Consider the following 21,339-nt stretch of genomic DNA (forward strand, 5'->3'; position numbering starts at 1 on the left):
TACCGAGCCGCTGCGCGAGGTTCGATCGAGCCATGCGCGGCTATGCAGGAGGCGGCGAGGCACGCAGACGAGAGTAGAACTAACCGCAGCGGCAGGTGAATGAGTCAGACAGGCTGTGCATCCGGGTTTCGGGAAAATTCAATCAACCGTAAGGAGAGTGTCATGCCAGGAGCGATGGAAACAGCAGTAACGGAGGGTGTAGATCTATCGACGGCGCGCATCGGCAAGGATGCGCGCATGCCGAAGTTCGCCCTGACGATGGCGTGGTGGGGCCTTTGCAGTGCAATGGTGTACCTGATCATCGGCGCGACGCTTGCGCTCTACTATGGAACCGGCAATGCCATCATCGGCATGGTCCTCTCCGTGGTCGTCTATGCGGTGGTGAACTTCGTCCTGACGCGCCATGCGATCAAGACCGGCCTTTCGGTGTCCCTCTTCTCGCGCATGCTTTTCGGCGACGCTGGGGCGGCACTGGCGACGTTAATCCTCGCTGCAACCGTCATCTACTACGCCGTGTTCGAGAGTTCGGTGATCGCCGTTGCCATCAATCACCTGTTTCCGGTCATCTCCTATCCGGTGGCGGCGCTTCTGGTTGTCCTGTTCAGCGCGCCGCTGGTTTTCGGCAGCGTGCAGAACTGGCTCGACAAGTTGAACGGCGTGCTGCTGCCGTTCTACGTCGCCGGCCTGATTGCAGCCGTGGTAATGACGACCCGGACATATGGGTACAGCGACGCCTGGCTCCATTTCGGCCCGCCGACCGGGGCGGTTTCGCCTGGCGGATGGTGGAACTGTTTCGTCTACTACATGGGTGTGTGGGTCTTCATGATGGCCGCCTTCGACTTCGCACGATTCGGCAAGGAGAAAGACGCGCGCTATCACGGAGTAGTTAACTTTGGCCTGCCGTTCTGGACGATGACGTTCATCGTCAATGGCGTGATCGGCATTTATCTGGTCAGCACGATCCCCGGCAGCGGCGCGCCCTCGGAGGTATCTGTCGTGCTCGCGCTGCTCAAGCTGATGGGCATTTGGGGATTCGGATTCCTGCTGGTGACCCAGACCCGGATCAATACCGCTAACTACTATCTTGCGACGATCAACACGCATGCGTTCTTCCAGCGAACGCTCGGATTGAACTTCCCGAAATTCGTCTGGACCCTGGTCGTCGCAGCCGTGGTCTATTCGCTGATGCTGTCCGGCCTGTTTTCGAAATTGCTGCAGGCGCTGGCTTATCAGGGCGTATTCGTCGTCGCTTGGGTAGCCGTGGCGCTGGCGCATATTCTGTCGAGCCGGTCGTATGAACGGGCCGACGAGGCGGTCGATTCCGCGCTTGCCAATGTGCCGACGTTCAATGTGGGCGGACTGCTCGCATGGTTCGCTGGCGTGGCCGCCGGCATCGCCGCGATGGGCGCTTCGGCGACAGTCCAGTCCTTTTCGGCGCCGCTGACGTTTGTGGTGTCGGCCTTGACATATCTGGTTCTGTCCACCTATGCGAGACGCGCGCTTGCGGCCGCACGCGTATAGGACGCGCACCGATCAAGGTAGCGATGGGGTGTCGGGAGCAGGTCGGGAACACCACGTCGAATAGAGCAAATTCATTGATCAAAAGAAGTGGACATGAGGAGAGTTTGGTGAGCAGAGTGAAATTTGCAGTACTAAGTACACTGTTGATGTCGGGGGTGGCACATGCGCAAAGCAGCGTGGAACTCTATGGAATTATCGACACCGGGGTGATGTACGTATCGAATGTGGGCGGCCACAGCAACTGGCTGGCCGACCCGGATACCGCTGCACCAGACCTGTTTGGCCTGCGCGGAACGGAAGATCTGGGCGGCGGGTTGAAGGCGATATTCAAGCTGGAGGGTATGTTCAGCCTGAACAACGGCGAATCCGTCAACGGGCTATTTGGCCACGAGGCTTACGTGGGTCTCCGTGACGAGCGCTGGGGCACGCTGACGGCAGGCAATCAGATCGACTTCATGTTCTATTCGCTCGTCGTCGATCACTGGGGCCCCGCGTTTCCCTTCGTCAATTCGATGAGCCTGCGACAGGGCTCGTTTTCAGGGCTGAATATTCCTGGGCCGCCTGGCAATAACTCCTTCGACTTCGACCGCACGCTTGGCGCGCCGATCGAGAACTCCGTCAAGTACATGAGCCCCACCATTGCCGGCTTGTCGGTCGGAGCCCAGTACAGCTTTGGCGGGCAGGCCGGCTCGTTCGGCCAGAATAGCGCGCAGAGCTTCGGGATCAACTATCACATTGGCACAGTAGCACTGAACGGTGCGTACACCTACGTCAAATATCCCGAGCTGAACAACGGCAATGACGGCATCCGGAACATGGGGCTAGCCGCTTCGTGGGTCGTGGGCCCAGCCGAGCTGGCCGCGATGTACACGAACACGCAAAACACGGAGAACGGGGCGCGTGTCTCAGTGTACGAGACCGACGTGACCTGGACGTTTTCGCAGTTCATGCACGCGAATCTCGCGTACCAGTTCATGAAGGGCAACGACGTCCTGAAGGGCCAAAAGGCGAATCAGGAAACGCTGTCGCTGACCTATTCGCTGTCCAAACGCACAAGCATCTATTCGGGACTCGCGTTCCAGCAGGCCTCCGGCGGACCTGCATGGATATCGCTCGTTCCCGGAGCGGCATCGGGCGGCCGCCAGACTGCGGTGGACCTCGGCATTCTCCACGTGTTTTAACGACACGACGAACCGTGCAGGTGTTGCGTCTGGCCTGCCGGGAATGGCCGCACCTCGTTTCGCCACTGGCGCGTGCCAGTCATGACTCACCAATCTGTACAGGAGACACAACGATGAACACGACCCACACCATGCGCGCGATGCGCGTTCACGAGCCGGGTGGCCGCTTCGTGCCGGACACGATTCCGCGCCCCGAACTCATGCGATCAACCGATGTGCTCGTCGACGTGAAGGCCTCCGGCGTCGTGCCGAACCTGCGCAACGTGATGAGCAATTACGGCGAACGCGCGTACCTCACGGTGCCGGACCTACCCGCAATCTACGGGCTCGACGCCGCCGGCGTGGTCACGGACGTGGGTAGCGCTGTGACCGGCATCGCCCCGGGCGACCGGGTCTACATCAATCCGGGCCGTTCGTGCGGATCGTGTCACGCTTGCCGGATCGGCGAGCCGATCAACTGCGTCGCGTTTACGTTCCAGGGTTACTTCGGCTTTGGCCCGCAATCGAAGCAGGTGTATCGGCAATACCCGTACGGCGGCTTCAGCGAATTCGCAACGGCACCCGCCGACGGACTCGTCAAGCTGCCGGAGCAGGTGAGCTTCGAGCAGGCGTCGCGTTTCGGCTACCTCGGCACCGCCTACTCGGGTCTACGCAAGGCCGGCGTCGGTGCGGGCAGGACCGTGCTGATCGTTGGCGCAAGCGGCACGCTGGGCCTCGGTGCCGTGCAGATCGCCCGCGCGATGGGGGCGACGCGCATTCTCTGCGTCGCCCGCAATGAAGCATTGCTCGCTCGTGTGCGTGCGCTCGATCCGCAGCGCATCAGCACGTTTGCGTACGGCAAGGGTTCGCTCGCCGACTGGGCGCGCGAGCAAACCGGCGGCGTGGGCGTGGATGCGGTCGTCGACGCGATCGCGCCGGGGGCGCCGCATCAGGTGACGCTCGACAGCATCGCGGCGCTGCGGCGCGGCGGAAGGCTCGTCGAGATCGGCGCCATGACCGATCCGTTGCCGCTCAACCTGCACGAGATGATGTGCGCGCAGGTGAGCATCGTCGGGTCGCTCTGGTTCTCGGTCGCCGAGGGCCAGGATCTCGCCGCGATGGCTGCGGCCGGCACGCTCGACCTGGGCATATTCGAACATCGCCGTTATGCGCTCGAAGAGGCCAACGAGGCGCTCGCAGATGCGGAAAAACGGGCTGGCGGCTTCGTCAACGTCGTCGTCGTCCAGTGAATAACCACGAGTCATTCAGGAGAACATCATGGTAAGACGCGTCGTGACAGGCGAAAAAAACGGGAAATCGGTATTTCTCTCCGACGGCCCGGTCGACAACACCCACAACTATGCGGAGGTACCCGGCTTTCAGACCACGCTGGCATGGGCGACGCTGCGAGGCGTCGCGCCGCTGCCGCATGATGGCAGCGACCCGGTAGTCCACATCCAGTCGGTTGTCCCCGATCCGCATGGCACGCGCCTGCTGGTCGTGCAGTTCCCGCCCGATAGCGCGCTCGACTCCGCAGAGTTCGACCCGGTTGCCGCCGGGCGGGAGTACGAGGCCCATCTGCCTGGTCTCGCGCAGGCATTCGAACCGGACGGCTCGGGCATGCATCGCACGACGACAGTCGACTACGACATCGTTGTGTCGGGCGAGTTGTGGCTCGAACTCGACGATGGCGAGATTCGCCATCTGAAAGCGGGCGACATTGTAGTGCAGAACGGAACACGACATGCGTGGCGCAATCGCGGCACCGTGCCGGCGGTCATGGTGGCGGTGTTGATAGGTGCCGCGGAATAAGGCGGTCAGTGTGAGCAAACCGAAGTGGGAGAGCAAACAATGAGTCAGCATCCGGATCGTCCGCAGGACGGACCGCCCGCGGCACGACGCGCCGAAACGCTGGAATGGAGCGACGCGATGTTGCTTGGCCATGCGCCAATCGACGCAGCGCATGAGGAGTTTGTCGAAGTGGTATCGGTGCTCGCCAACTGCACGCAGCATACGGCGCTCGGTTGCCTGCAGGCCGTGGAGGCGCATCTGCTGTCCCACTTCGCGATTGAGCGCGAATGGATGGAGAAGACGGACTTTCCGGCCGCGGATTGTCATCTCGATGAGCATCAGCGAGTGATCGACGCAGTGCAGAAGGTGAACGCACTCGCGGCGGTGGGCGAAGTCGGCCTGCAGGATGTGAAGCGTCTCGCGCAGGCGTTGGCCGACTGGTTTCCTGGCCACGCCGACTACATGGACTCCGCGTTGTCGGCCTGGATCAACAAGAAGATGCACGGCGGCGCGCCGGTGGTGTTGCGGCGCGATCTGCACGTGGAAGCGGCGGTCTAGCGGATTTTCGAGGAGCAAAACATGATGATGAAAGACAAGGTGGGGCTAGTGACGGGGGGCGGCTCCGGCATGGGGCGCGCAGCGGCGCTTGCGCTGGCGCGCGAGGGCGCGCTTGTCGTGCTCGCTGGCAGGGGCGAGGACAAGCTCCTCGCCGTGCGCGAGGAAATTGTGCGCGCGGGTGGCCGGGCCGAGATCCGGCCCGCGGACGTATCGCGTCGCGAGGACAACCAGGCGCTCGTGGCCTTCATCGAGTCGCGCTTCGGCCGGTTCGATTTCGCGTTCAACAACGCTGGCGGCCATGCCGACTTCAAGCCGATCGACCAGACATCCGTCGAAGAATCGGAGTGGGTTATCGACCTGAACTTCAAGGGTGTCTATTACGCTGTCAAGTATCAGGTGGAGGCGATGCTGCGCAACGGGGGCGGCGCGATCGTCAACAACGCGTCGATCTTCGGATTGCGCGGCATGAACGGGATCGCCCACTACGTTGCGAGCAAGCACGCGGTGGTCGGGCTGACCCGCGCCGTCGCGAAGGAGTACGCCGACCGCAACATCCGCATCAACGCGGTGTGTCCAGGCGCGACCGAGACGCCGAACTACATGAGATCGACCAACGGCGACGTCCATTTGCTCGACGACCTGATTCCGATGCGCCGGATCGGCCAGCCACACGAGGTGGCCGACGCGGTGGTCTGGCTGCTTTCCGGGAAGGCGGCGTATGTGACGGGCACCACACTGTCTGTCGATGGCGGTATGACGACGTGACCCGTCGCGTCGGAGCCTGGCGGCAACTGGTTGACATTTGTTTCAAGAGACAAGAGGAGAAGGAAACATGCAATCGATTCAGGTAGCACGGTATATCGGTATCGCACTCGTCACGCTGATGGCACTTAATGCGCATGCACAGGGCGGCAGCGAAGCGGCTTCGACCCCGATCGCGAGCGCTGCTCCGGGCGCGAGCGCGGCGCGGGCCGCGAACCGGCAACTGCAAAAGAATGTGCGGCGCGCGCTCACCCGCACGAAAGGTCTGGCAGCCTCGGGGATTGCCGTGCGCGCGCGCGATGGCGTAGTCACGCTGCAGGGATGGGTGCCGGAGCAGTCGCAGGTGGCCCTTGCGCTGCGCACGGCGCAGGACGTGCCGGGCGTGACGTCGGTGAACAACCAACTGATGGTGCGGCCGGTTGGGCAGTGAAACATGTGCTGCTGCCGTTGCAGATGCTTTCGGGCGGCAGCACGCCGCGCGAAAGCATGCCGCTGTTCGTGCAGAACATCATGCTCGCCGCGCCGACCACGCACTTCGTCGAACTGGGCCAGGCGATCCTGTATCGCGGCGCGGGCATCGGCGTCGTGTGGCGGCCGCTCCTGTGGCTCGCGGTAATCGGCAGCGTGCTGTTCGCGTTCTCGCTGATGCGCTTTCGCAAGACGCTCAGCCAGATGGCCTGACATGCGCGGCGCGGCCAGTCCAGAGCTTGCCCAAAATCCGTCCGCTTTCTAAGCAAAGCCGCGTCGTTTGGGCTTTTGCGCCATCAACAATTCAACGTGACAGAGCCCGAGAAACGAGTCTGCGAATCCTCGTTTTACTCCAGGGGGCTTGCTTTCGCCGCCCTTGCATAGTATCTAAGCCCGTCGGTCCTCTGGCGGCGGCGCGTCGGGAAACAGGGCAAGGCGTATCCCAACGAGGTCGATCGCGGCTTCGTGATCGCCGGAGTCTGTCGACCTGACGATCGACAATACCGCCTCGTCGAGGGTTCCCACGGTATGGGCGGATGACACTTCATCTTCGGCATAGGCGGCAATGGTAGCAAGCGTCTTGCCGACGGCGGCCTGGGTCGATGCAGTGAGCCGGCTCATGCCTTTATGCAACTGCAACATGTTCAACGACGCACGCAGGTCGCCGCATTCCAGGCGGCTGAAGGCATCCGGGCGCCATAGGCGGTCCAATATCGATCCTGCATTCGGCGGACACGATCATCAAGGCGTTCCTGCAGGCGGCTGGCTGGGCCGTGCTGTCGATCACGATCCTGTTGTGGCTTGCGCTGCGGCGGCTCGGCGACGTGATGCGCACGGTGATTCCGCTGCTGGTGTCGGCAATTGTGACGCTGGAGCTAAGTGTCGTGCTTAACATGCCGCTCAATTTCGCCAACATCATTGCGCTGCCACTGATGCTTGGCGTCGGCGTCGCGTTCAAGATCTACTTCGTGATGGCCTGGCGCCGCGGGCAGACAAGACTGCTGGAGTCGAGCCTCACACATGCCGTGATGTTCAGCGCAGCCACCACCGCCACCGCGTTCGGGAGCCTTTGGCTGTCGCACCATCCGGGCACGTCGAGCATGGGACGGCTGCTCGCGCTGTCGCTCGTCTGCACGTTGACCAGCGCTGTGGTGTTCCAGCCCGTATTGATGGGCAGACCCCGCGCGGATCGAGCAACGAAGGCCCTGGAAGGGACGCCTGGAAAACGAGGCAGCTTGTCGCGATAAGGCGGTGCCCGTTAATGTTTGGCCTGCGCGGGCGGTTGCCGCCGTACCGTCGTTGGATCACATCCTTATCCGGCGAGGCTTTGCCGTTCAAAACGATCCCGGGCCTGAGCATGTGCGCCGCAACGATGCCCGACGACGCACTCGCTCTTCCGGATTTCCGCAAATCGGGAAGAGCCACTCGTAGCGGTCAGCTCTTCGCCTGCATTGCTTTCACAAGTGCGGCTGCGGAGGCGCCTTCGAGCGACAACCCATAGCCAACTTCCTGCACGATGCGTTGCTTCAAGGGCCAAATAAAGTGTATGCGCGTGTTGCGGCGTGCCACTTCGGACGCTTTCAAATACTGCCTCGCCAATTCCTGTGCGCGGCCAAGCGCCTGGCCGTCTGGCACGACCTCTGCAACCACTCCCCACTCGCGTGCGACAGCCGCCGTAATCGGCTGCGCGTTGAGCAGGAAAGCTTCCGCCCGCCCCGCTCCCGCGCGATAGCTCCAGGTGGTAAAGATACCGTCGCCAGGCACGACACCCGCAGCATAGTGGCCCATGTCGTGAAAGGATGCGCCTTCTGCCGCCACGATGACGTTGGCCAGCAGAACATACTCCGAGTGGATATGGGCACGCCCCTCGATGGCCGCGATGACTGGCACGCGTATATTGGCGATGTTTTCCAGGACCTGAACGCCTTCGTCATGGATCTGGCTCCAGACGTCGGGATCGGAGACGTCCTTGAAAGACGCCCAGTCAACCCCGGTCATGAAGTCCCCACCTGCACCCGTGAGGATGACGATCTTGTTCGCCCGATCCTGAGAAATCCGGTAGAAGGCATCGACAACGTCCGTGTGGGCCTCCGCCGTGAAAGTGAGCGGGCCTCCATCGCTATGGAATTGCACGACCAGCACGCCGTCCACATCCCGTGTCATCTTCAGGCTGCGGTAGGCAGTGAAATAGTTGTCCAGAGTCGTTTGCATGATGTTCTCCTATGTCCGAACGTACTGCATTGGCCTCGCCAGTCTGCAGCAGGCCGATTTCATTAGATACTATGGAAGGGCTTCTCACTAAGCCCCCTGGAGTAACACGAGGGCTCGCAGGCTCGCTTTCGAAGCACGCACGCAATTGACCAGACGCCGAGCTGGCAAGTACCTTGCCGAACCTTGCATGAGCCCCATCCGCGAGCTGCAAAAGGACCGGCGAGCGACAACCGTTCCTGCCTGTTACTTTGCGTCAGATGAAGAACCCGGCCAACGCACGAGCCACTGCGACAGCGTCATTTTCCATAGGAATGTGGCCCGCCTTGGGAATCCGGACAAGCTGCGTGTTCGGGATCTCTTTGGCGAAGCGCTCCGCGTGCTCGACGAGCTGGAAGCTGTCGTCTTCGCCCCAGACGAGCAGCTTTGGCGTCTGCGACGCGCGAAGGCGCGGCAACAACTCCATCGTGTAACGATTGTCCGCCGCACCGGCTAAGGCGAGCCACGACCGTGCAACGCGCGGGTCCGTCCAGGGTTCGAGATACTCGGCCACTTCGCTTTCCGTTGCTGGCCTCGCCAGTGCCATGAGGACTGACTTGCGACGGGCAGCAAGGATATCCTCCGTCGTCGTCGCAGCGGCCACCGCCGGATCGCGGAACCGGGCAACGCCGGGCACCGGCCACGAATCGAACATCACTGCATTGACGAGCGCGAGCTTGCTGACCTCTATCTTCCCATCGACGAGCACCTGCTGCGCAATGCCCCCGCCAATGTCATGTCCTGCAACGCCCACCGGTCCCGCGATACCGAGCGCATCGAGAAACTGCGGCAGCCAGGCCGCCAAAGCGGGAATCGAGGCATCCGCAATGGTCAGCTCTCCACCCGAGCGGCCGGAGCCAGGGAAATCTACCGCGATGGGGCGTAATCCGGCGGCGGCCAGGTCGTCGAGCACCGGCTGCCATACCCGGCTCCAATAGGTGCCGTGCAGCAACAACAAGACGGGGCCTGCCGGGTCACCGGCGTTCAGGTAGCTGGCCGGTACGCCGGCCACGTCAACAGTTCGTCGTTCCATGATGAAAATCCTCCGTTGCGGCCCGTGGTGCCGGGCGATCGAGGTGCGCGGCCGCCGCCGCGCACAGGGCACATCCTTCTTCGTGCTTTCGTGGCATCCGAAAATTCGGACGTAACGAATACGCTTAGCGAATGAACTGCTTTACGTAGTCGGCGCCGAGGCCGATCGCTTCGTAATGCCTGCGAGCCGCTTCGATTTTCGTGAACACATCTTCGTATCCCACTGCTGTGCCTTGGGGATCGACATAGGTGTACCCGCCCGTGACGTGGAACCATGTGATCATCTCTTTTACGTCTTCGGGCACGTACAAGGTGTGCGTCTCGCCTGCAGGCTCGTGTGCGTAGCCACCCTGCTCCGCAACCCAGTCGTGCTCGAGGTAATACCATCGGCCTCTCAGAACGATCGCGTGCACAGGCCCGGTATGGCGGTGGCGCGAGAGCACACCGGACTGGCGCACTCTAAGCAGATTGACGTAGTAGCCCTGGCTGGCGCTGAGAAGCAGCGGCTTGAACGAAACAGTCGGCGTCATCGGCACCCAGAGGTTATCGTCCTCCAGCCATTTGTCGAGAATGCCCAAATGCACGATGTCGGGTGACATGTCAGGGGGTTGAGGCAACTGATAAGGGATAGCAAGCTCATCAGGCTTTCTTGCAGTTGTGCTGGTCATGTTACGCGACCTCCAAAAGATATCGATGCACCGAGGACACAGGTCAGGCGGCGGACTTTACCGGCGTCGTCCACTCGTTGCCCTTCATGAACGGGTCGTACTGGGTATGTACGATGTGATTCGTATAGTTGCTCATGACCTTCGTGGCAACTCCAAGTATCACTTCGAGCACGTTCTGGCGCGTGAAGCCGGCGGCGAGAAATGCCTCGACATCTGCGTCAGAGGCAAAGCCGCGTTCGCGCACGACAATCGTCGTAAAGCGATGCAGGGCTTCAAGCTTCGGATCAGGCAGAGGCGCTCCTGCGCGCAGCGCAGCGATGACAGCGGGATCCATCTTGATCATCCGGGCAAGTGCCGAATGGCCGGCCATGCAGTAATGGCAATTGTTTTCGAAGTTCGAGGTCAGGTAGACGACCTGCTGCTCATGCGGGGTAAGCGTGCTCCTCGCAAAGAGGTCCCAGAGGGCGGAGTAGCCGGCAAGAAGCTCGGGCGATTCTGCCATGTGAGACTGGAGATTCGGCACAAAACCAAAGGTCTTCTTTGCGTCTTCCAACGCGGGTTTCGAAGCGGCCGGTGCGGTTTCGATCGTGTACGACGGGAAAGTGCTCATGATCTTCTCCCAAACGGGAAATTCGTGGTATGCAAATGATGCGCGCGGCGTCGCGCTGGCAGAAGACCTTCCAGGCACATAACATCCATTCCTGGCGGGCATAGGACGTCTAATGCGCCCGCCACGCCTGATGTCAGTCTGCGTCAGAAAGCACCGGCACATTGAGAAAGGTCGGCTCCGAGCCGGCGCTCCGGAGAAAAATGGGTGCTCTCACCGTCCGGGAATATGATTTCGTTACCGGCGCTTGTGCCAGAAGGTGTGGTAGCACACAAGAATCGCTGCCCCGCAGGATGAACCCAGCGCCATCATCGTGCTTACCTGAGCGTTACTCAGACCCGATGCAAACAGGAATCCAGAGATAGTCGGCGAGGCGATCCCTCCGAATCGTCCGACGCCGGTGACGAAGCCGGCACCGGAGGCGCGAACTCTCGTGGGAAATGCTCGCATCATGTATGCGTACAGGCTCGATTGGCCGCAATACAGCGCTACACCCAGTAGCCCGCTCGCAAACAGAAACTCATCTGACATACGATGAATGGTAGCGAGTGAGAGCAGCGCGACGGTGCTGGCAACCAGCGCGACGACTATAAGCGACTGGATCCGGATGCGGGTAGCGAGTAGCGCGGCGAGCAAGGCACCGATGAGTCCGCCGCCGCTGTTCCACGCCAGAGCATGTGCTGCCCCCGCGGCCGAATATCCAATGTCCGTTGCGATCTTGGACAACCAGTTTAGACAGTAGTAAAAGGTGGCGCCATGCAACGCATACGTCAGTGTTACAGCAGCGGTGGTCACCAACAGATCCGCCTTGAAGAGTGGAACGATCGTAGCTTTTGAAGCGGTGATCTGCCTTGATTCGATCTGTGGAATGGGTTGCTTTCCCATTCTGCCGAGAACTGAGTTTATTCGTGCGAGTGCGTTGACTGGACGAGTGGCGGCGATGAATTCAATTGATTCGGGCACAATCATCGCTGCGATGCCGACCGCGAAGAAAGTGCCGATTGAGCCACTCAGGAACACCGAGCGCCACGTCCAATGAGACAAAAGCGCAGCTGCGAAGTTACCACCCACCAGTCCCCCGACTGAAAAGCCAACGGTGATAAGGACTGTTACGCTGTTCCGTACCCGATCATTTGAGTACTCCGCAGCCAACGCAGTGATGCCGGGCAACAAGGCGCCGACACCCAGACCCGTGACAGATCGCCCGAGGATAAGCGCGACGTAACCGTGGGCCATCGTGCATATAACCATCCCGCTGCCGGCAAGGACAAGGCTGGCAAGCATGATCGGCCGCCTGCCGAGGCGATCGCTTAGCGGCGCAATCAGGAAGGCCCCTGCGCCGCTACCAATGAGACCGACAGAGGCGAGGACGCCGAGGATGTCTGGCGGGAGCTTGAGGTCACTGCGAATCCCCGGCAGCGCGAACGCTACGGCAAGGAGATCGTATCCGTCCAGGGCGTACAAGCAAAACAGCACGACCATCAACGCGACCTGAAATTTCCCCATGGGGCTGGTGCGGATGATGCTTACGGGATCGCTTCGAGAGTGATCCTCCAGCGTTGATCCATCCACCGTCGCGTCTGCCTTATACATAGGTCATCTCCATCTCCATCTGCAACTGCAACTGCTTGTATCGGGCGGCTTGACGTGACATCGACGAAAGCCGGAGCTGAAAGTAAAGGGCCGCCGCATTCAATAGTCAGCAACGGCTTAACATCCGCCGACTGCCCCGGCGCGCTTTTCGCCTGGTCCAGGCGCGATGCGACTGTAGCCGCCAGCGAACGAGCCCCGACGCGCACATTCGCATCGATCGCGGAGGTGATAAATAGGTGTATCTACTTAACAAATAGACCTATTTGTTTTTTCTCGTTCCGACTATGCTGTGTCTTGTCGACGCAGCGTGCGTCGCAAAGCTGACCCAGCAGGTGGTCGTTTGCCGCGAACGCGCGGTTATGGTGAGAAAGGAGATGGATAGATGGCTGCAGGACGATTTGCCAGATACTGGCAAGACTTTGAGGTAGGTGAGGTGATCGACACCGCGCCACGTACGATTGAGAGTGGTGACGTGGGCCTGTTTGCCGGGCTCTCGGGAGACTTCAATCCGGTGCACGTCAATGCTGTGGCGGCGGAAAAGGGCATCTTTGGTGAGCGAATCGCGCACGGGCTGCTTACCTTGGCTGTCACCTCGGGCCAGATCAATCAGACTGCGCTTTTCGTTGGCACGACGATCGGTTTTCTGGGATTGGACAAGGTCCGCTTTTCCAATCCCGTGCGCTTCGGCGACACGATCTTTACCTCGGTCAAAGTCACTGATGCTCGGGCCTCGAGCAAGGGTGACCGGGGTGTCGTCGCGATGGAGGTCAAAGTCGTCAACCAGCGTGATGAGGTTGTTCTGACCTATGACCAGGCGTTGCTGATGGCCGGTCGGCCGGCCTGATCGAACGGAGACGTGAGAATGAGCGGACTGGAGACATTTGGCACGGTCAGCGACGCGCTTGCGAGGCGCGCTCGGGACGCAGGGCATTCGCTTGCCGTGTCGTTTCCGCTCGAAGGTGAACGACTGACCTTCGAGGATTGGGATACTTACGCAACGCAGGTTGGAAAGGGCCTGCTCGAGAGTGGGCTCGAGCCCGGTGACCGGTTGGCGTTGTGGTCGCAGAATTCGACGGCCTGGCTGATCACCTGCCTTGCGGCGGCTCGTGCAGGATTGATCCTCGTTCCGGTCAATACGTATTTTGGTGAAGAAGAGCTCGTCTATGCGCTCCGGCAATCGGGCGCAAAGGCGATTGCGTTGTCTAAATCGTTCCGCTCGAAGTCATATCTTGCCGTGTTCTCGCACGCCCGGCAGAAGCTTCCCGACGTAGGCCTTACGGTCGTTCTTGATGGTGACGAATCCGGCTGCTTAAGTCTTGACGCATTGCGCCAGATCGGAATCGCCAGCGACAGGACGCTCCCAGACGTCGCGCCCAGCTCCGCGGCGGTCATCATCTATACGTCGGGCACAACCGGCTACCCCAAGGGCGCGGTGCTCACGCACGAGGCGGTGATGGCACAGGGTACATTGAGCTTTGAGCGCCTCGGAATTCGGAGCGACGACAGGATCACATGCGTCGTGCCGATGTTTCACAGTGCGTCTTATTGCACGGCAGTGCCTGGATGTCTGTCCAGCGGGGCCACGTATATCGGCCAGGGTGCATTCAACGCGGTCAGCATGCTTGAAATCATTGAGTCCGAGAGGGCGACCGTGCACATTGCCGTGCCGACTACCCTGAGCGCGCTGCTTGACCATCCGGATCGAGCCTCGTATGACCTTTCATCCCTGCGGGTCGGAACCTGCGGAGGCATGGATGTTGACACGGGGATTCTACGCCGCTGCGCAGAGGATTTGATCCCGGGGATCGTCCAGATCTATGGATTGTCCGAAGTCAGCGCGGTCGCCGCGTGTGGCGATCCCAGCGACCCCGACCGATTCGATAACTGCGGGAAAAGCCTGAACGGATATCGTATTCGCATCGTTGATCCAAACACGGGACTTGAGGTATTACCCGGCGTCTCTGGTGAAATCCAGATTAGCACGCCCTATGCGATGCGCGGGTACTTCGACATGCCCGAAGAGACGAAGGCAACGTTCTCGGATGACGGCTGGGTCAAGACGGGGGATATTGGCTTCCTGAGAGAGGACACGATGCTCGTCGTAAGTGGCGGTCGCCTCAAGGACATGATTATCCGTGGCGGCGAGAACATCTATCCAGCGGAAATTGAGCGTGTACTCACAGCATTTCGTGGAGTAGAGCAGGTCGCGGTCTTTGGAATCAAGGATGCGTATTACGGCGAGATCGTAGCGGCTGCGATTGTGGGAGAGGACGGACTCTCTGTGGCTGAGCTGGATCGGCATTGCCGCGAAAGGCTGTCGAGTTACAAGGTTCCAGTCAGATATTTCCGCGTGGAGCGTTTTCCGCTGACTGCAAGCGGGAAAGTTCGGAAGGTCGAGTTGAGAGAACTGGCAGCAAACGACCAACTCCGTGGCCTGTAATCAAGCTACAGAACTGGATAGGAAACAGATGAAAACGGAAACTTCACGTCCATTGCCAGTACCCACGCCGGAGACTGCGCACTTCTGGGAAGGTACGCGACTCGGCGAGTTGAGGATTCAAGTTTGCGATGATTGTGCACATACCTATTTTCCGCCACGACCGTTTTGTCCGCGTTGTGCCAGTCGTTCGGTTTCGGTAAGGCGTGCAAGTGGTCGCGGTACCTTGTACAGCTATGCAATTTCGCATCTCCCTGCTCCCGGTTTCACTCCGCCATATTCGATCGCTGTCGTCGAGCTCGAGGAAGGGCCTCGGCTCATGACGAATATCGTCGGGTGTCCGCAGGAGCCCGATACACTTCAACTGGATGCCCCGGTGCAAGTAGTCTTCGTGAAGCAGAACGAGGACATTACGCTACCTCTGTTCACGCTCGTGGAGGCATAAGATGGCTCGACGTTCTGTAGCTGTCGTAGGGGCGGCGGAAAGTTCCCGAATGGGAAAAGTACCCGAGATGTCGCAGATTCAGCTGCATGCTGACGCCGCATTGAATGCGCTTGCGGATGCTGGCCTGCGTCCCTCCGATATCGACGGGATTGCAACTGCCGGCGAGCCGCCCGAGACGGTCGCACACTACCTTGGAATCACGCCACGGTGGATCGATGGAACCGGTGTCGGCGGCTGCTCATTCATGCTCCATCTTCGTCACGCGATGGCAGCAATTGAATCGGGTCTGTGCCGTACTGTGCTTGTGACACATGGTGAAAGCGGACGTTCGCGCGTTGCGCCCACGGGCTTCCCGGTACCTGTCCCGGGTAGCCTGCTGCAGCAGTTCGAGACACCTTACGGCACTACCATTCCGCCGACCATGTTTTCGATTCCGGTGCTGCGCTACCTGAAGCGTTACGGTTTAGACGAGTCCGCGCTGGCGTCGGTCGCAGTGGTCCAACGACAATGGGCCGCGCTCAATCCGCGCGCGAGCCAGAAAGATCCGATTACGGTTGAAGACGTTCTTGCGTCCAGGATCATCGTCTACCCCTTCCGTTTGCTGATGTGCTGTGTCGTCAGCGACGGCGGCGGAGCTATTGTATTGACGGGCGCCGACAGGGCTGCGGACTTGCATGAGCGCCCGGTCTACATTGCTGGCACCGGGGAGAGCTGCGAGACACCGATGATCAGCCAGATGGAGGACTTCACGACATCGGCTGCGTTCCGGCGTGCAAGCCGTGATGCGTTCGCAGAGGCGGGCATCAGTCACGCCGACGTGGATCATCTGATGCTCTACGACGCCTTTGCGCACCTTCCCCTCTACGGACTGGAAGACCTCGGTTTTTGCGAGCCTGGAGAGGCGGCAAGCTTCATCAGAGAGGGGAACACTGCCCCTGGCGGGCGACTCCCTGTCAATACCAATGGAGGCGGATTGAGTTACATGCACTCGGGTATGTATGGAATGTATGCACTGCAGGAGTCGATCCGGCAGGTCAGGGGTATCGCGTCGGCACAAGTGCCCAGCGTGGAAATATCCGTTGCACATGGAGTAGGCGGCATGTTCTACACGAGTGGGACGATTGTATTCAGTAGAACGCGGCCCTGAGATTGTGTGAGCGACAGGGTCGGTTGGCGGCTGCCTTGACGCCAATGCAGGAGATGAAAATGAATTCATTTGCAGACCGGAATCCACCTTTGGTGGGGCCGCTCAAAGGTATTCGCCTGATTGAGTTTGCCGGTATGGGAGCAGCACCATTTGCGTCGATGCTGCTTGCCGATTTGGGCGCGGAGATCGTTCGCATCGAACGTCCAGACTCTACAGATGAGCCGGAAAGTCCAATTGCGGTGCGCGGTCGGCGCCGAGTTCGAGCGAACCTCAAGTCTCCGGTCGACGTTGCCCGAGTCATGGAGTTGACTGATCAAGCGGACGGGTTGATCGAGGCGTACCGACCAGGCGTCATGGAGCGCGTTGGACTGGGTCCAGCGGAACTGCTCGCGCGCAACCCGAAGCTTGTGTATGGAAGACTCACCGGTTGGGGGCAAAGAGGACCGCTGGCGGACTCTGCGGCGCATGATATCAATTACATCGCGATCACCGGCGCGCTGGCTGCGATCGGCTCGAAGGAGCGGCCGATACCCCCACTTAACGTTTGGGGCGACTTTGCGGGCGGGGCGCTCTATCTGATCATGGGCATGTTGGCCGCAATTATTGCTGCTCAACGCACTGGCCTTGGTGACGTGATTGATGCCGCGATGTGCGACGGATCAGTGTCGTTGATGACGGCGATCATGGAAAAGACCTCAGAGGGCGAGTGGCGCGAAGAGCGGGAAGCAAACGTGTTCGACGGCGGCGCGCCGTACTACCGGACCTACGAGTGTGCGGACGGTCGCCACGTGTCTATCGGCCCTCTTGAACCTGCATTCTTTCAGAAGCTGTGTGAACTAACCGGTTTGAAGTCGTCGGTGGCTGCCAGTGAGCGGGAGCGCCGGGAGAACTGGGCGGCACTACATGCAGACATGGAAGAGCTCTTTCGGCGGAAGACGAGAGATGAGTGGACCGCGATACTCGAAGGCACTGACGTTTGCTACGCACCGGTTCTTACGCTTTCGGAAGCACAGCGGCATCGGCATCTGGTAGAGCGGCGGGTTTTCGTCGAGGAGGGAGGGATTGTGCAGCCAGCTCCGACACCACAGTTTTCGACTGGCGAGTTACCGGTTCGACCTGTAGATCTGGCACCGCTTGGCATTGCATCTTTCGAAGGGTTTGTCTCCTGACCACGGGTTGTAACGCGATTTCGCGCGAATCCAGAGCGTTGAGATTGACGGCGCTTTGGCGGACGAGACTGCAGCCGGATCACGGAAGCGCGGCGTTGCCTGATGAGTGGAGTGCCCAGAGTTGCGGGGCGACAGGAGGTCGTGCGCCTGCGTCCGGTTCCTGTTGTGCCCGGGTCAGCCTCAGGTAGAGTATTACGTTCGTGTTGCAAACAGACGAGTTGCAGCCCGTTCCAGATACTTTACAGAGGGGGTTCGGCGTGATTCGCAAGCCTGGAAGGAATGTTGGTAAGACAAAGGAAAAGGCTGTTGAGCCGCTTGAGGAGATGGCCCCACGAGACCGGTTGATCGCTGCGGCCGTCGCGCTGTTTGCGCAGCATGGATACGACGCGGTTAGCACGGGAAACGTTGCGACGAAGGCTGGCCTGACTCAGTCGATGGTTCACTATCACTTTGGCAGCAAGCTAAAGCTCTGGGAGGCGGCGATCGACCATATCATGAGGAAGCGGGGTGCGGTTTTCCCGATCGGGCAATTCTTGAATCTGGCGGACGTTGATCCCCTAACCCGACTGAAGATCATGATTCGGACGTTTGTTTCGAGTAACGCGGCCGATCCAGACCTCAATCGAATCTTGATACATGAGGGCATGCAAAGCACACCTCGACTGAAATGGCTCGCAAAGATCTATATGTCGCAAGGGTATCAAGTCTTCAATGATGCGATCGAGGAGGCGATGCAAGCAGGATTGGTCCGCCGACTTCCGGTGCATGAGGTAACCAACATCATTGTGGGCGCCTGTGCACTTACGTTCAGTATTGGCGCTCTTTTGCAGGCGGTCTATGGCTCGGCAGTAGACGACCCTGCCTCAGTTGCGTCAATGGCCGATACGTTGGTCACTGTACTTTTTCGTGGTTTGGAGCTGTCTGGCGCCCCAAGCCCGGGGCAGGCCTAGAACGGAAGTTTTCGACTCCCTTCGTTCTGCCCTTTCAAGTCGTATCCATGCCGCACGACATCAACTAGTCGGGAGGAGTTGGTAATGAAAGAGGCAGTAAACGCAGGCGCCGCATCCACATACAGTGTTTCAGAGGCAGTTGCGCAACGCAGATCGATTCGTGCGTTCCTGGCGCAATCGGTAGATAAGGATCTTCTGCGAGATATTCTGGTTCAGGCCGCGCGGGCGCCATCGGGCGGCAATCTCCAGCCATGGAGGATTCATCTGGTGGTCGGCCAGCGACTCGTCGATCTGAAGCAGGTGATGGCAGCGCGGACACTGGATTCGTTTCGCGAGGATACCCTTGATTACGATGTTTATCCAAAGTCGCTCGGCGAGCCGTACCGCACCCGGCGATTCAGGGCAGGGGAGGACATGTATCGCCTGCTCGGCATTGGGGCCGAGCAAAAGGCGGCACGGGGGCAGCGCTTTCGCGACAACTTTCAGTTTTTTGGAGCGCCGGCCGCGCTATTTTGTTTTATCGACCGTAACATGGGACGCCCACAATGGGTCGACCTGGGAATGTATCTCCAGACTGTAATGCTTCTGCTGAAAGCCAATGGGCTGGATAGCTGCCCTCAAGAAAGCTGGAGTCTCTTTCCAAAGACAGTTAGCAGGTTCCTCGTTGTTCCTGAGGAGGAGATGTTGTTTTGCGGAATGGCAATAGGATATGCAGATCCTGACGCGCCGGTAAACGCGCTGGTGACAGAGCGCGCGGCACCGGATGAATTTATCCGGGTTCATGCCTAGGTCCTGTTTACTTTGTCACGAATGGTCTGCTCAAACTGCGTGGTGCCTGCGGCTCGCCACACGTCACATCATGCCGCCGGTGGCGCTGCCCGTGCCGCCAGTGCCGGATGAAGGTGTGGACGTCGTCGTGAGCGGATGGGCGAGACCTGCCGCTGACAGCAGGGAGACGGCGCCCGGATCGGGCATGCCATTGGCGTCAATGGCGCCTGCTGTCGCCAGCGCGCCGAGATCGCTGTCGACGCCTGCTTGCCCGACAATAAACGGTGTCGTCAGAAACGCCGGTGCCGTCAGCGTGACCGCATAGTGCTGCTGCAGATTCGTGACGACTGCCGATTGCGCAGCCAGCACATCGGCCGGGTTTGAAAGCACCTGCTGGAGCTGTGAATTGCTCGGGAAACCCGCAATCAGACTTGTCTCGGTCGTCCCGAGTTGCGAAGCAAGGTAGACGAGCGTCAGTTCGGTCTCGGGCGTCGTATTGAAGGTGCCGCCGGCGAATGCCAGCGAATGCAGCGTCGTGCCTCCGGAGGTCACGGTGAGGATGCAGGGAAGCGTGGCGTTGAACGTGATGCTGTAGTGTCCACCGCCGTCTGACAAGCTGGAGTCCGAACCCTGCGCACAACTGAAACCGACCGTCGCGCCGGCCAGCGCGTTGCCGGTGGCGGCCGTGCCGGATAGGGCGACGCTTGCCTGCCCGTTTCCGCCGCCACAGCCGTCGACGCCGACGCAGACGCTTCCGCCGCACGCGACGAGCGTTGCGAGCGAAGCCACGCAAAGTGCAGCCAGCGCCGGGACGAAACACGTATTGTGAGTCTTCATGGTGCGCAGGCCTCTAAACTGTTGCTCGTGACAGCCACACTTCCCGTCGCTACTTCTGTTCACACATCACTGGCGTCCTCGGCTGCTGAATGGCCGTTTACGGGCAGGCCGGCAGGCGCAAGTCGTTGAGGGTTGTTCGACGGCTGCCGAGGTCGACATGACTGTAAAGGTGCTGCGGCGCGTGCCTGGAGCGTTCGTGCAGCCGCATGTGCTGCCGGAGAAGGCGGTTACCTGGGTGGCGGCAGCGAAGGATCGAGCTTGGCCGAATCCCTGACGAGCCGATCCGTCATCGCGGCCGCGACCGGGTTCGAGCCCGTGCCTGGCTTCGAGCTACGTTGGGCCATGCCGGCGCGAGCGGCGGACATATCCGGCGGAGGCAACGAAGGATCGAGCTTGGCCGAATCCCGCACCAGTTGGTCCGTCATCGCGGCCCCGGATTGATACGTGCCGCGCTGGTCCGTGCTCGCGCGATCACCGAGGCTGGCGGGCGGCAAGGACGTGGGAGGCGGCAACGAAGGATCGAGCTTCGCCGATTCCCTGACCAGTTCGTCCGTTTCCGGTGTCGCGCCTTGAGTCGTTATCGCGCGATGGTCCAGACCGTCTCGTCCACGCTGGGCGCGCTGCTCTGAAACCACCTTCGGCGCACCCGAGTCCTGCACGTTCACCGACGCGACTGCCGCCGATGGAGCCTGCTTCGGTTGTACCTGCGATTTCGGTTGCCCGGTGACTTGTGCGGCGGCCGGACTGGATGCGGGCGCGGCCGCCATGGGTGCAGGTGCTACTGCCAGAGCGGGAGCCGGAGTGGGAACCACCGGCTGCTGCGCGATGGCAGTGCTTTGGGTGATTGCACCGGATGGCTTCGACTCGCCGATGCTGCCTTCCGCCACGTGACCGCCGACGCGCGAATCGACGGCAGGAGGGTGTGCGGATTCATCCATGGCGGCCGTGACTTCTGCCATTTCGCGGCGGTCCGCCTGAAGGAGCATCAGGTACGTGGTCCCTGCTGCACCGAGCAGGAGCCCTCCAATAATCATCAAAATCTTTCGGGTATTCAACATATTTACCGACGGCTCGTTCAAACGACGTGAGCTAACCATGATAAACGACCGATCGCTGCTTTCATCAGATGAATGCCAGCAATGGCGGACCTGATGGCAGGAAGGGGGAGCGATATCCAGA

22 protein-coding genes and 2 pseudogenes are annotated in these 21,339 nt (G+C 60.4%); 16 read left to right on the top strand and 8 right to left on the bottom strand.

What is annotated here, in order from left to right; translation table 11 throughout:
* The first annotated feature begins 162 nt into the window (after positions 1-162).
* From P3T23_RS12060 to P3T23_RS12095, 8 genes and pseudogenes are all read left to right on the top strand, one after another.
* Entirely contained in the window at positions 163-1,521 is a 1,359-nt protein-coding gene (locus P3T23_RS12060) for a purine-cytosine permease family protein (RefSeq protein WP_429316391.1), read from the top strand.
* 107 nt (positions 1,522-1,628) lie between these two features.
* Positions 1,629-2,702, top strand: coding sequence for a porin (locus tag P3T23_RS12065; protein WP_429316392.1), 1,074 nt, complete (start codon positions 1,629-1,631; stop codon positions 2,700-2,702).
* A 113-nt stretch (positions 2,703-2,815) separates the two neighbouring features.
* The gene (locus P3T23_RS12070; protein WP_429316393.1) at positions 2,816-3,931 is read left to right on the top strand and encodes an alcohol dehydrogenase catalytic domain-containing protein; all 1,116 of its coding nucleotides are present in this window, start codon (positions 2,816-2,818) and stop codon (positions 3,929-3,931) included.
* Between the two features lie 28 nt (positions 3,932-3,959).
* Entirely contained in the window at positions 3,960-4,493 is a 534-nt protein-coding gene (locus P3T23_RS12075; RefSeq protein ID WP_429316394.1) for a cupin domain-containing protein, read from the top strand.
* Between the two features lie 39 nt (positions 4,494-4,532).
* Entirely contained in the window at positions 4,533-5,030 is a 498-nt protein-coding gene (locus P3T23_RS12080) for a bacteriohemerythrin (RefSeq protein WP_429316395.1), read from the top strand.
* Positions 5,031-5,051: 21 nt separating this feature from the next.
* A complete protein-coding gene (locus P3T23_RS12085; RefSeq protein ID WP_429316396.1) occupies positions 5,052-5,795 on the top strand; it encodes an SDR family NAD(P)-dependent oxidoreductase in 744 nt (247 codons plus the stop codon).
* Positions 5,796-5,862: 67 nt separating this feature from the next.
* Entirely contained in the window at positions 5,863-6,222 is a 360-nt protein-coding gene (locus P3T23_RS12090; RefSeq protein WP_429316397.1) for a BON domain-containing protein, read from the top strand.
* Between the two features lie 5 nt (positions 6,223-6,227).
* A pseudogene (locus tag P3T23_RS12095) lies at positions 6,228-6,473 on the top strand (ABC transporter permease); the annotation flags it as partial.
* A 174-nt stretch (positions 6,474-6,647) separates the two neighbouring features.
* Here P3T23_RS12095 and P3T23_RS12100 read toward each other — a convergent pair.
* The gene (locus tag P3T23_RS12100) at positions 6,648-6,971 is read right to left on the bottom strand and encodes a hypothetical protein (RefSeq protein WP_429316398.1); all 324 of its coding nucleotides are present in this window, start codon (positions 6,969-6,971) and stop codon (positions 6,648-6,650) included.
* Here P3T23_RS12100 and P3T23_RS12105 point away from each other — a divergent pair.
* A pseudogene (locus P3T23_RS12105) lies at positions 6,950-7,507 on the top strand (MMPL family transporter); the annotation flags it as partial. The gene P3T23_RS12100 and the pseudogene P3T23_RS12105 sit on opposite strands and share 22 nt — an antisense overlap.
* Positions 7,508-7,694: 187 nt before the next feature.
* On the opposite strand, the gene P3T23_RS12110 reads toward P3T23_RS12105, so the two are convergent.
* From P3T23_RS12110 to P3T23_RS12130, 5 genes are all read right to left on the bottom strand, one after another.
* Entirely contained in the window at positions 7,695-8,471 is a 777-nt protein-coding gene (locus tag P3T23_RS12110; protein ID WP_429316399.1) for an enoyl-CoA hydratase/isomerase family protein, read from the bottom strand.
* 253 nt (positions 8,472-8,724) lie between these two features.
* Positions 8,725-9,540, bottom strand: coding sequence for an alpha/beta fold hydrolase (locus tag P3T23_RS12115; RefSeq protein ID WP_429316400.1), 816 nt, complete (start codon positions 9,538-9,540; stop codon positions 8,725-8,727).
* A 124-nt stretch (positions 9,541-9,664) separates the two neighbouring features.
* The gene (locus tag P3T23_RS12120; RefSeq protein ID WP_429316401.1) at positions 9,665-10,207 is read right to left on the bottom strand and encodes a 2,4'-dihydroxyacetophenone dioxygenase family protein; all 543 of its coding nucleotides are present in this window, start codon (positions 10,205-10,207) and stop codon (positions 9,665-9,667) included.
* A gap of 43 nt (positions 10,208-10,250) precedes the next feature.
* Complete coding sequence (locus P3T23_RS12125; protein WP_429316402.1) at positions 10,251-10,817, bottom strand: carboxymuconolactone decarboxylase family protein; 567 nt, start codon at positions 10,815-10,817, stop codon at positions 10,251-10,253.
* 234 nt (positions 10,818-11,051) lie between these two features.
* Entirely contained in the window at positions 11,052-12,407 is a 1,356-nt protein-coding gene (locus P3T23_RS12130; RefSeq protein ID WP_429316403.1) for an MFS transporter, read from the bottom strand.
* Positions 12,408-12,789: 382 nt separating this feature from the next.
* Between P3T23_RS12130 and P3T23_RS12135 the strand changes: the two genes are divergently transcribed.
* From P3T23_RS12135 to P3T23_RS12165, 7 genes are all read left to right on the top strand, one after another.
* Positions 12,790-13,251 (top strand): MaoC/PaaZ C-terminal domain-containing protein, encoded by a 462-nt coding sequence (locus P3T23_RS12135; RefSeq protein ID WP_429316404.1) that lies wholly within the window; start codon positions 12,790-12,792, stop codon positions 13,249-13,251.
* Between the two features lie 18 nt (positions 13,252-13,269).
* A complete protein-coding gene (locus tag P3T23_RS12140; protein WP_429316405.1) occupies positions 13,270-14,847 on the top strand; it encodes a class I adenylate-forming enzyme family protein in 1,578 nt (525 codons plus the stop codon).
* A gap of 28 nt (positions 14,848-14,875) precedes the next feature.
* Entirely contained in the window at positions 14,876-15,289 is a 414-nt protein-coding gene (locus tag P3T23_RS12145; protein WP_429316406.1) for a Zn-ribbon domain-containing OB-fold protein, read from the top strand.
* A 49-nt stretch (positions 15,290-15,338) separates the two neighbouring features.
* Entirely contained in the window at positions 15,339-16,436 is a 1,098-nt protein-coding gene (locus tag P3T23_RS12150; protein WP_429316407.1) for a thiolase C-terminal domain-containing protein, read from the top strand.
* A 59-nt stretch (positions 16,437-16,495) separates the two neighbouring features.
* Positions 16,496-17,605 (top strand): CaiB/BaiF CoA transferase family protein, encoded by a 1,110-nt coding sequence (locus P3T23_RS12155; RefSeq protein WP_429316408.1) that lies wholly within the window; start codon positions 16,496-16,498, stop codon positions 17,603-17,605.
* Between the two features lie 200 nt (positions 17,606-17,805).
* Complete coding sequence (locus P3T23_RS12160) at positions 17,806-18,555, top strand: TetR/AcrR family transcriptional regulator (RefSeq protein ID WP_429316409.1); 750 nt, start codon at positions 17,806-17,808, stop codon at positions 18,553-18,555.
* A gap of 84 nt (positions 18,556-18,639) precedes the next feature.
* A complete protein-coding gene (locus tag P3T23_RS12165; protein ID WP_429316410.1) occupies positions 18,640-19,344 on the top strand; it encodes a nitroreductase in 705 nt (234 codons plus the stop codon).
* 63 nt (positions 19,345-19,407) lie between these two features.
* On the opposite strand, the gene P3T23_RS12170 is transcribed toward P3T23_RS12165, so the two are convergent.
* Both P3T23_RS12170 and P3T23_RS12175 read right to left on the bottom strand, forming a co-directional pair.
* Positions 19,408-20,160: a hypothetical protein gene (locus P3T23_RS12170; protein ID WP_429316411.1), complete on the bottom strand. Its 753-nt coding sequence runs from the start codon at positions 20,158-20,160 to the stop codon at positions 19,408-19,410.
* A gap of 227 nt (positions 20,161-20,387) precedes the next feature.
* Positions 20,388-21,194 (bottom strand): hypothetical protein, encoded by an 807-nt coding sequence (locus P3T23_RS12175; RefSeq protein WP_429316412.1) that lies wholly within the window; start codon positions 21,192-21,194, stop codon positions 20,388-20,390.
* Between the last annotated feature and the right edge of the window lie 145 nt (positions 21,195-21,339).

Origin of the sequence: Paraburkholderia sp. GAS448, from assembly GCF_050435685.1 — a bacterium.
Classification (GTDB): Bacteria; Pseudomonadota; Gammaproteobacteria; order Burkholderiales; family Burkholderiaceae; genus Paraburkholderia.

Bases quoted from the DNA above. Each gene is read 5' to 3' on its own strand.
- P3T23_RS12125 (WP_429316402.1), bottom strand. From the start codon at position 10,817: ATGAGCACTTTCCCGTCGTACACGATCGAAACCGCACCGGCCGCTTCG.
- P3T23_RS12130 (WP_429316403.1), bottom strand. From the start codon at position 12,407: ATGTATAAGGCAGACGCGACGGTGGATGGATCAACGCTGGAGGATCAC.
- P3T23_RS12175 (WP_429316412.1), bottom strand. From the start codon at position 21,194: ATGATTATTGGAGGGCTCCTGCTCGGTGCAGCAGGGACCACGTACCTG.
- P3T23_RS12120 (WP_429316401.1), bottom strand. From the start codon at position 10,207: ATGACCAGCACAACTGCAAGAAAGCCTGATGAGCTTGCTATCCCTTAT.
- P3T23_RS12155 (WP_429316408.1), top strand. From the start codon at position 16,496: ATGAATTCATTTGCAGACCGGAATCCACCTTTGGTGGGGCCGCTCAAA.
- P3T23_RS12110 (WP_429316399.1), bottom strand. From the start codon at position 8,471: ATGCAAACGACTCTGGACAACTATTTCACTGCCTACCGCAGCCTGAAG.
- P3T23_RS12150 (WP_429316407.1), top strand. From the start codon at position 15,339: ATGGGAAAAGTACCCGAGATGTCGCAGATTCAGCTGCATGCTGACGCC.
- P3T23_RS12080 (WP_429316395.1), top strand. From the start codon at position 4,533: ATGAGTCAGCATCCGGATCGTCCGCAGGACGGACCGCCCGCGGCACGA.
- P3T23_RS12140 (WP_429316405.1), top strand. From the start codon at position 13,270: ATGAGCGGACTGGAGACATTTGGCACGGTCAGCGACGCGCTTGCGAGG.
- P3T23_RS12165 (WP_429316410.1), top strand. From the start codon at position 18,640: ATGAAAGAGGCAGTAAACGCAGGCGCCGCATCCACATACAGTGTTTCA.
- P3T23_RS12075 (WP_429316394.1), top strand. From the start codon at position 3,960: ATGGTAAGACGCGTCGTGACAGGCGAAAAAAACGGGAAATCGGTATTT.
- P3T23_RS12070 (WP_429316393.1), top strand. From the start codon at position 2,816: ATGAACACGACCCACACCATGCGCGCGATGCGCGTTCACGAGCCGGGT.
- P3T23_RS12135 (WP_429316404.1), top strand. From the start codon at position 12,790: ATGGCTGCAGGACGATTTGCCAGATACTGGCAAGACTTTGAGGTAGGT.
- P3T23_RS12170 (WP_429316411.1), bottom strand. From the start codon at position 20,160: ATGAAGACTCACAATACGTGTTTCGTCCCGGCGCTGGCTGCACTTTGC.
- P3T23_RS12145 (WP_429316406.1), top strand. From the start codon at position 14,876: ATGAAAACGGAAACTTCACGTCCATTGCCAGTACCCACGCCGGAGACT.
- P3T23_RS12090 (WP_429316397.1), top strand. From the start codon at position 5,863: ATGCAATCGATTCAGGTAGCACGGTATATCGGTATCGCACTCGTCACG.
- P3T23_RS12115 (WP_429316400.1), bottom strand. From the start codon at position 9,540: ATGGAACGACGAACTGTTGACGTGGCCGGCGTACCGGCCAGCTACCTG.
- P3T23_RS12060 (WP_429316391.1), top strand. From the start codon at position 163: ATGCCAGGAGCGATGGAAACAGCAGTAACGGAGGGTGTAGATCTATCG.
- P3T23_RS12085 (WP_429316396.1), top strand. From the start codon at position 5,052: ATGATGATGAAAGACAAGGTGGGGCTAGTGACGGGGGGCGGCTCCGGC.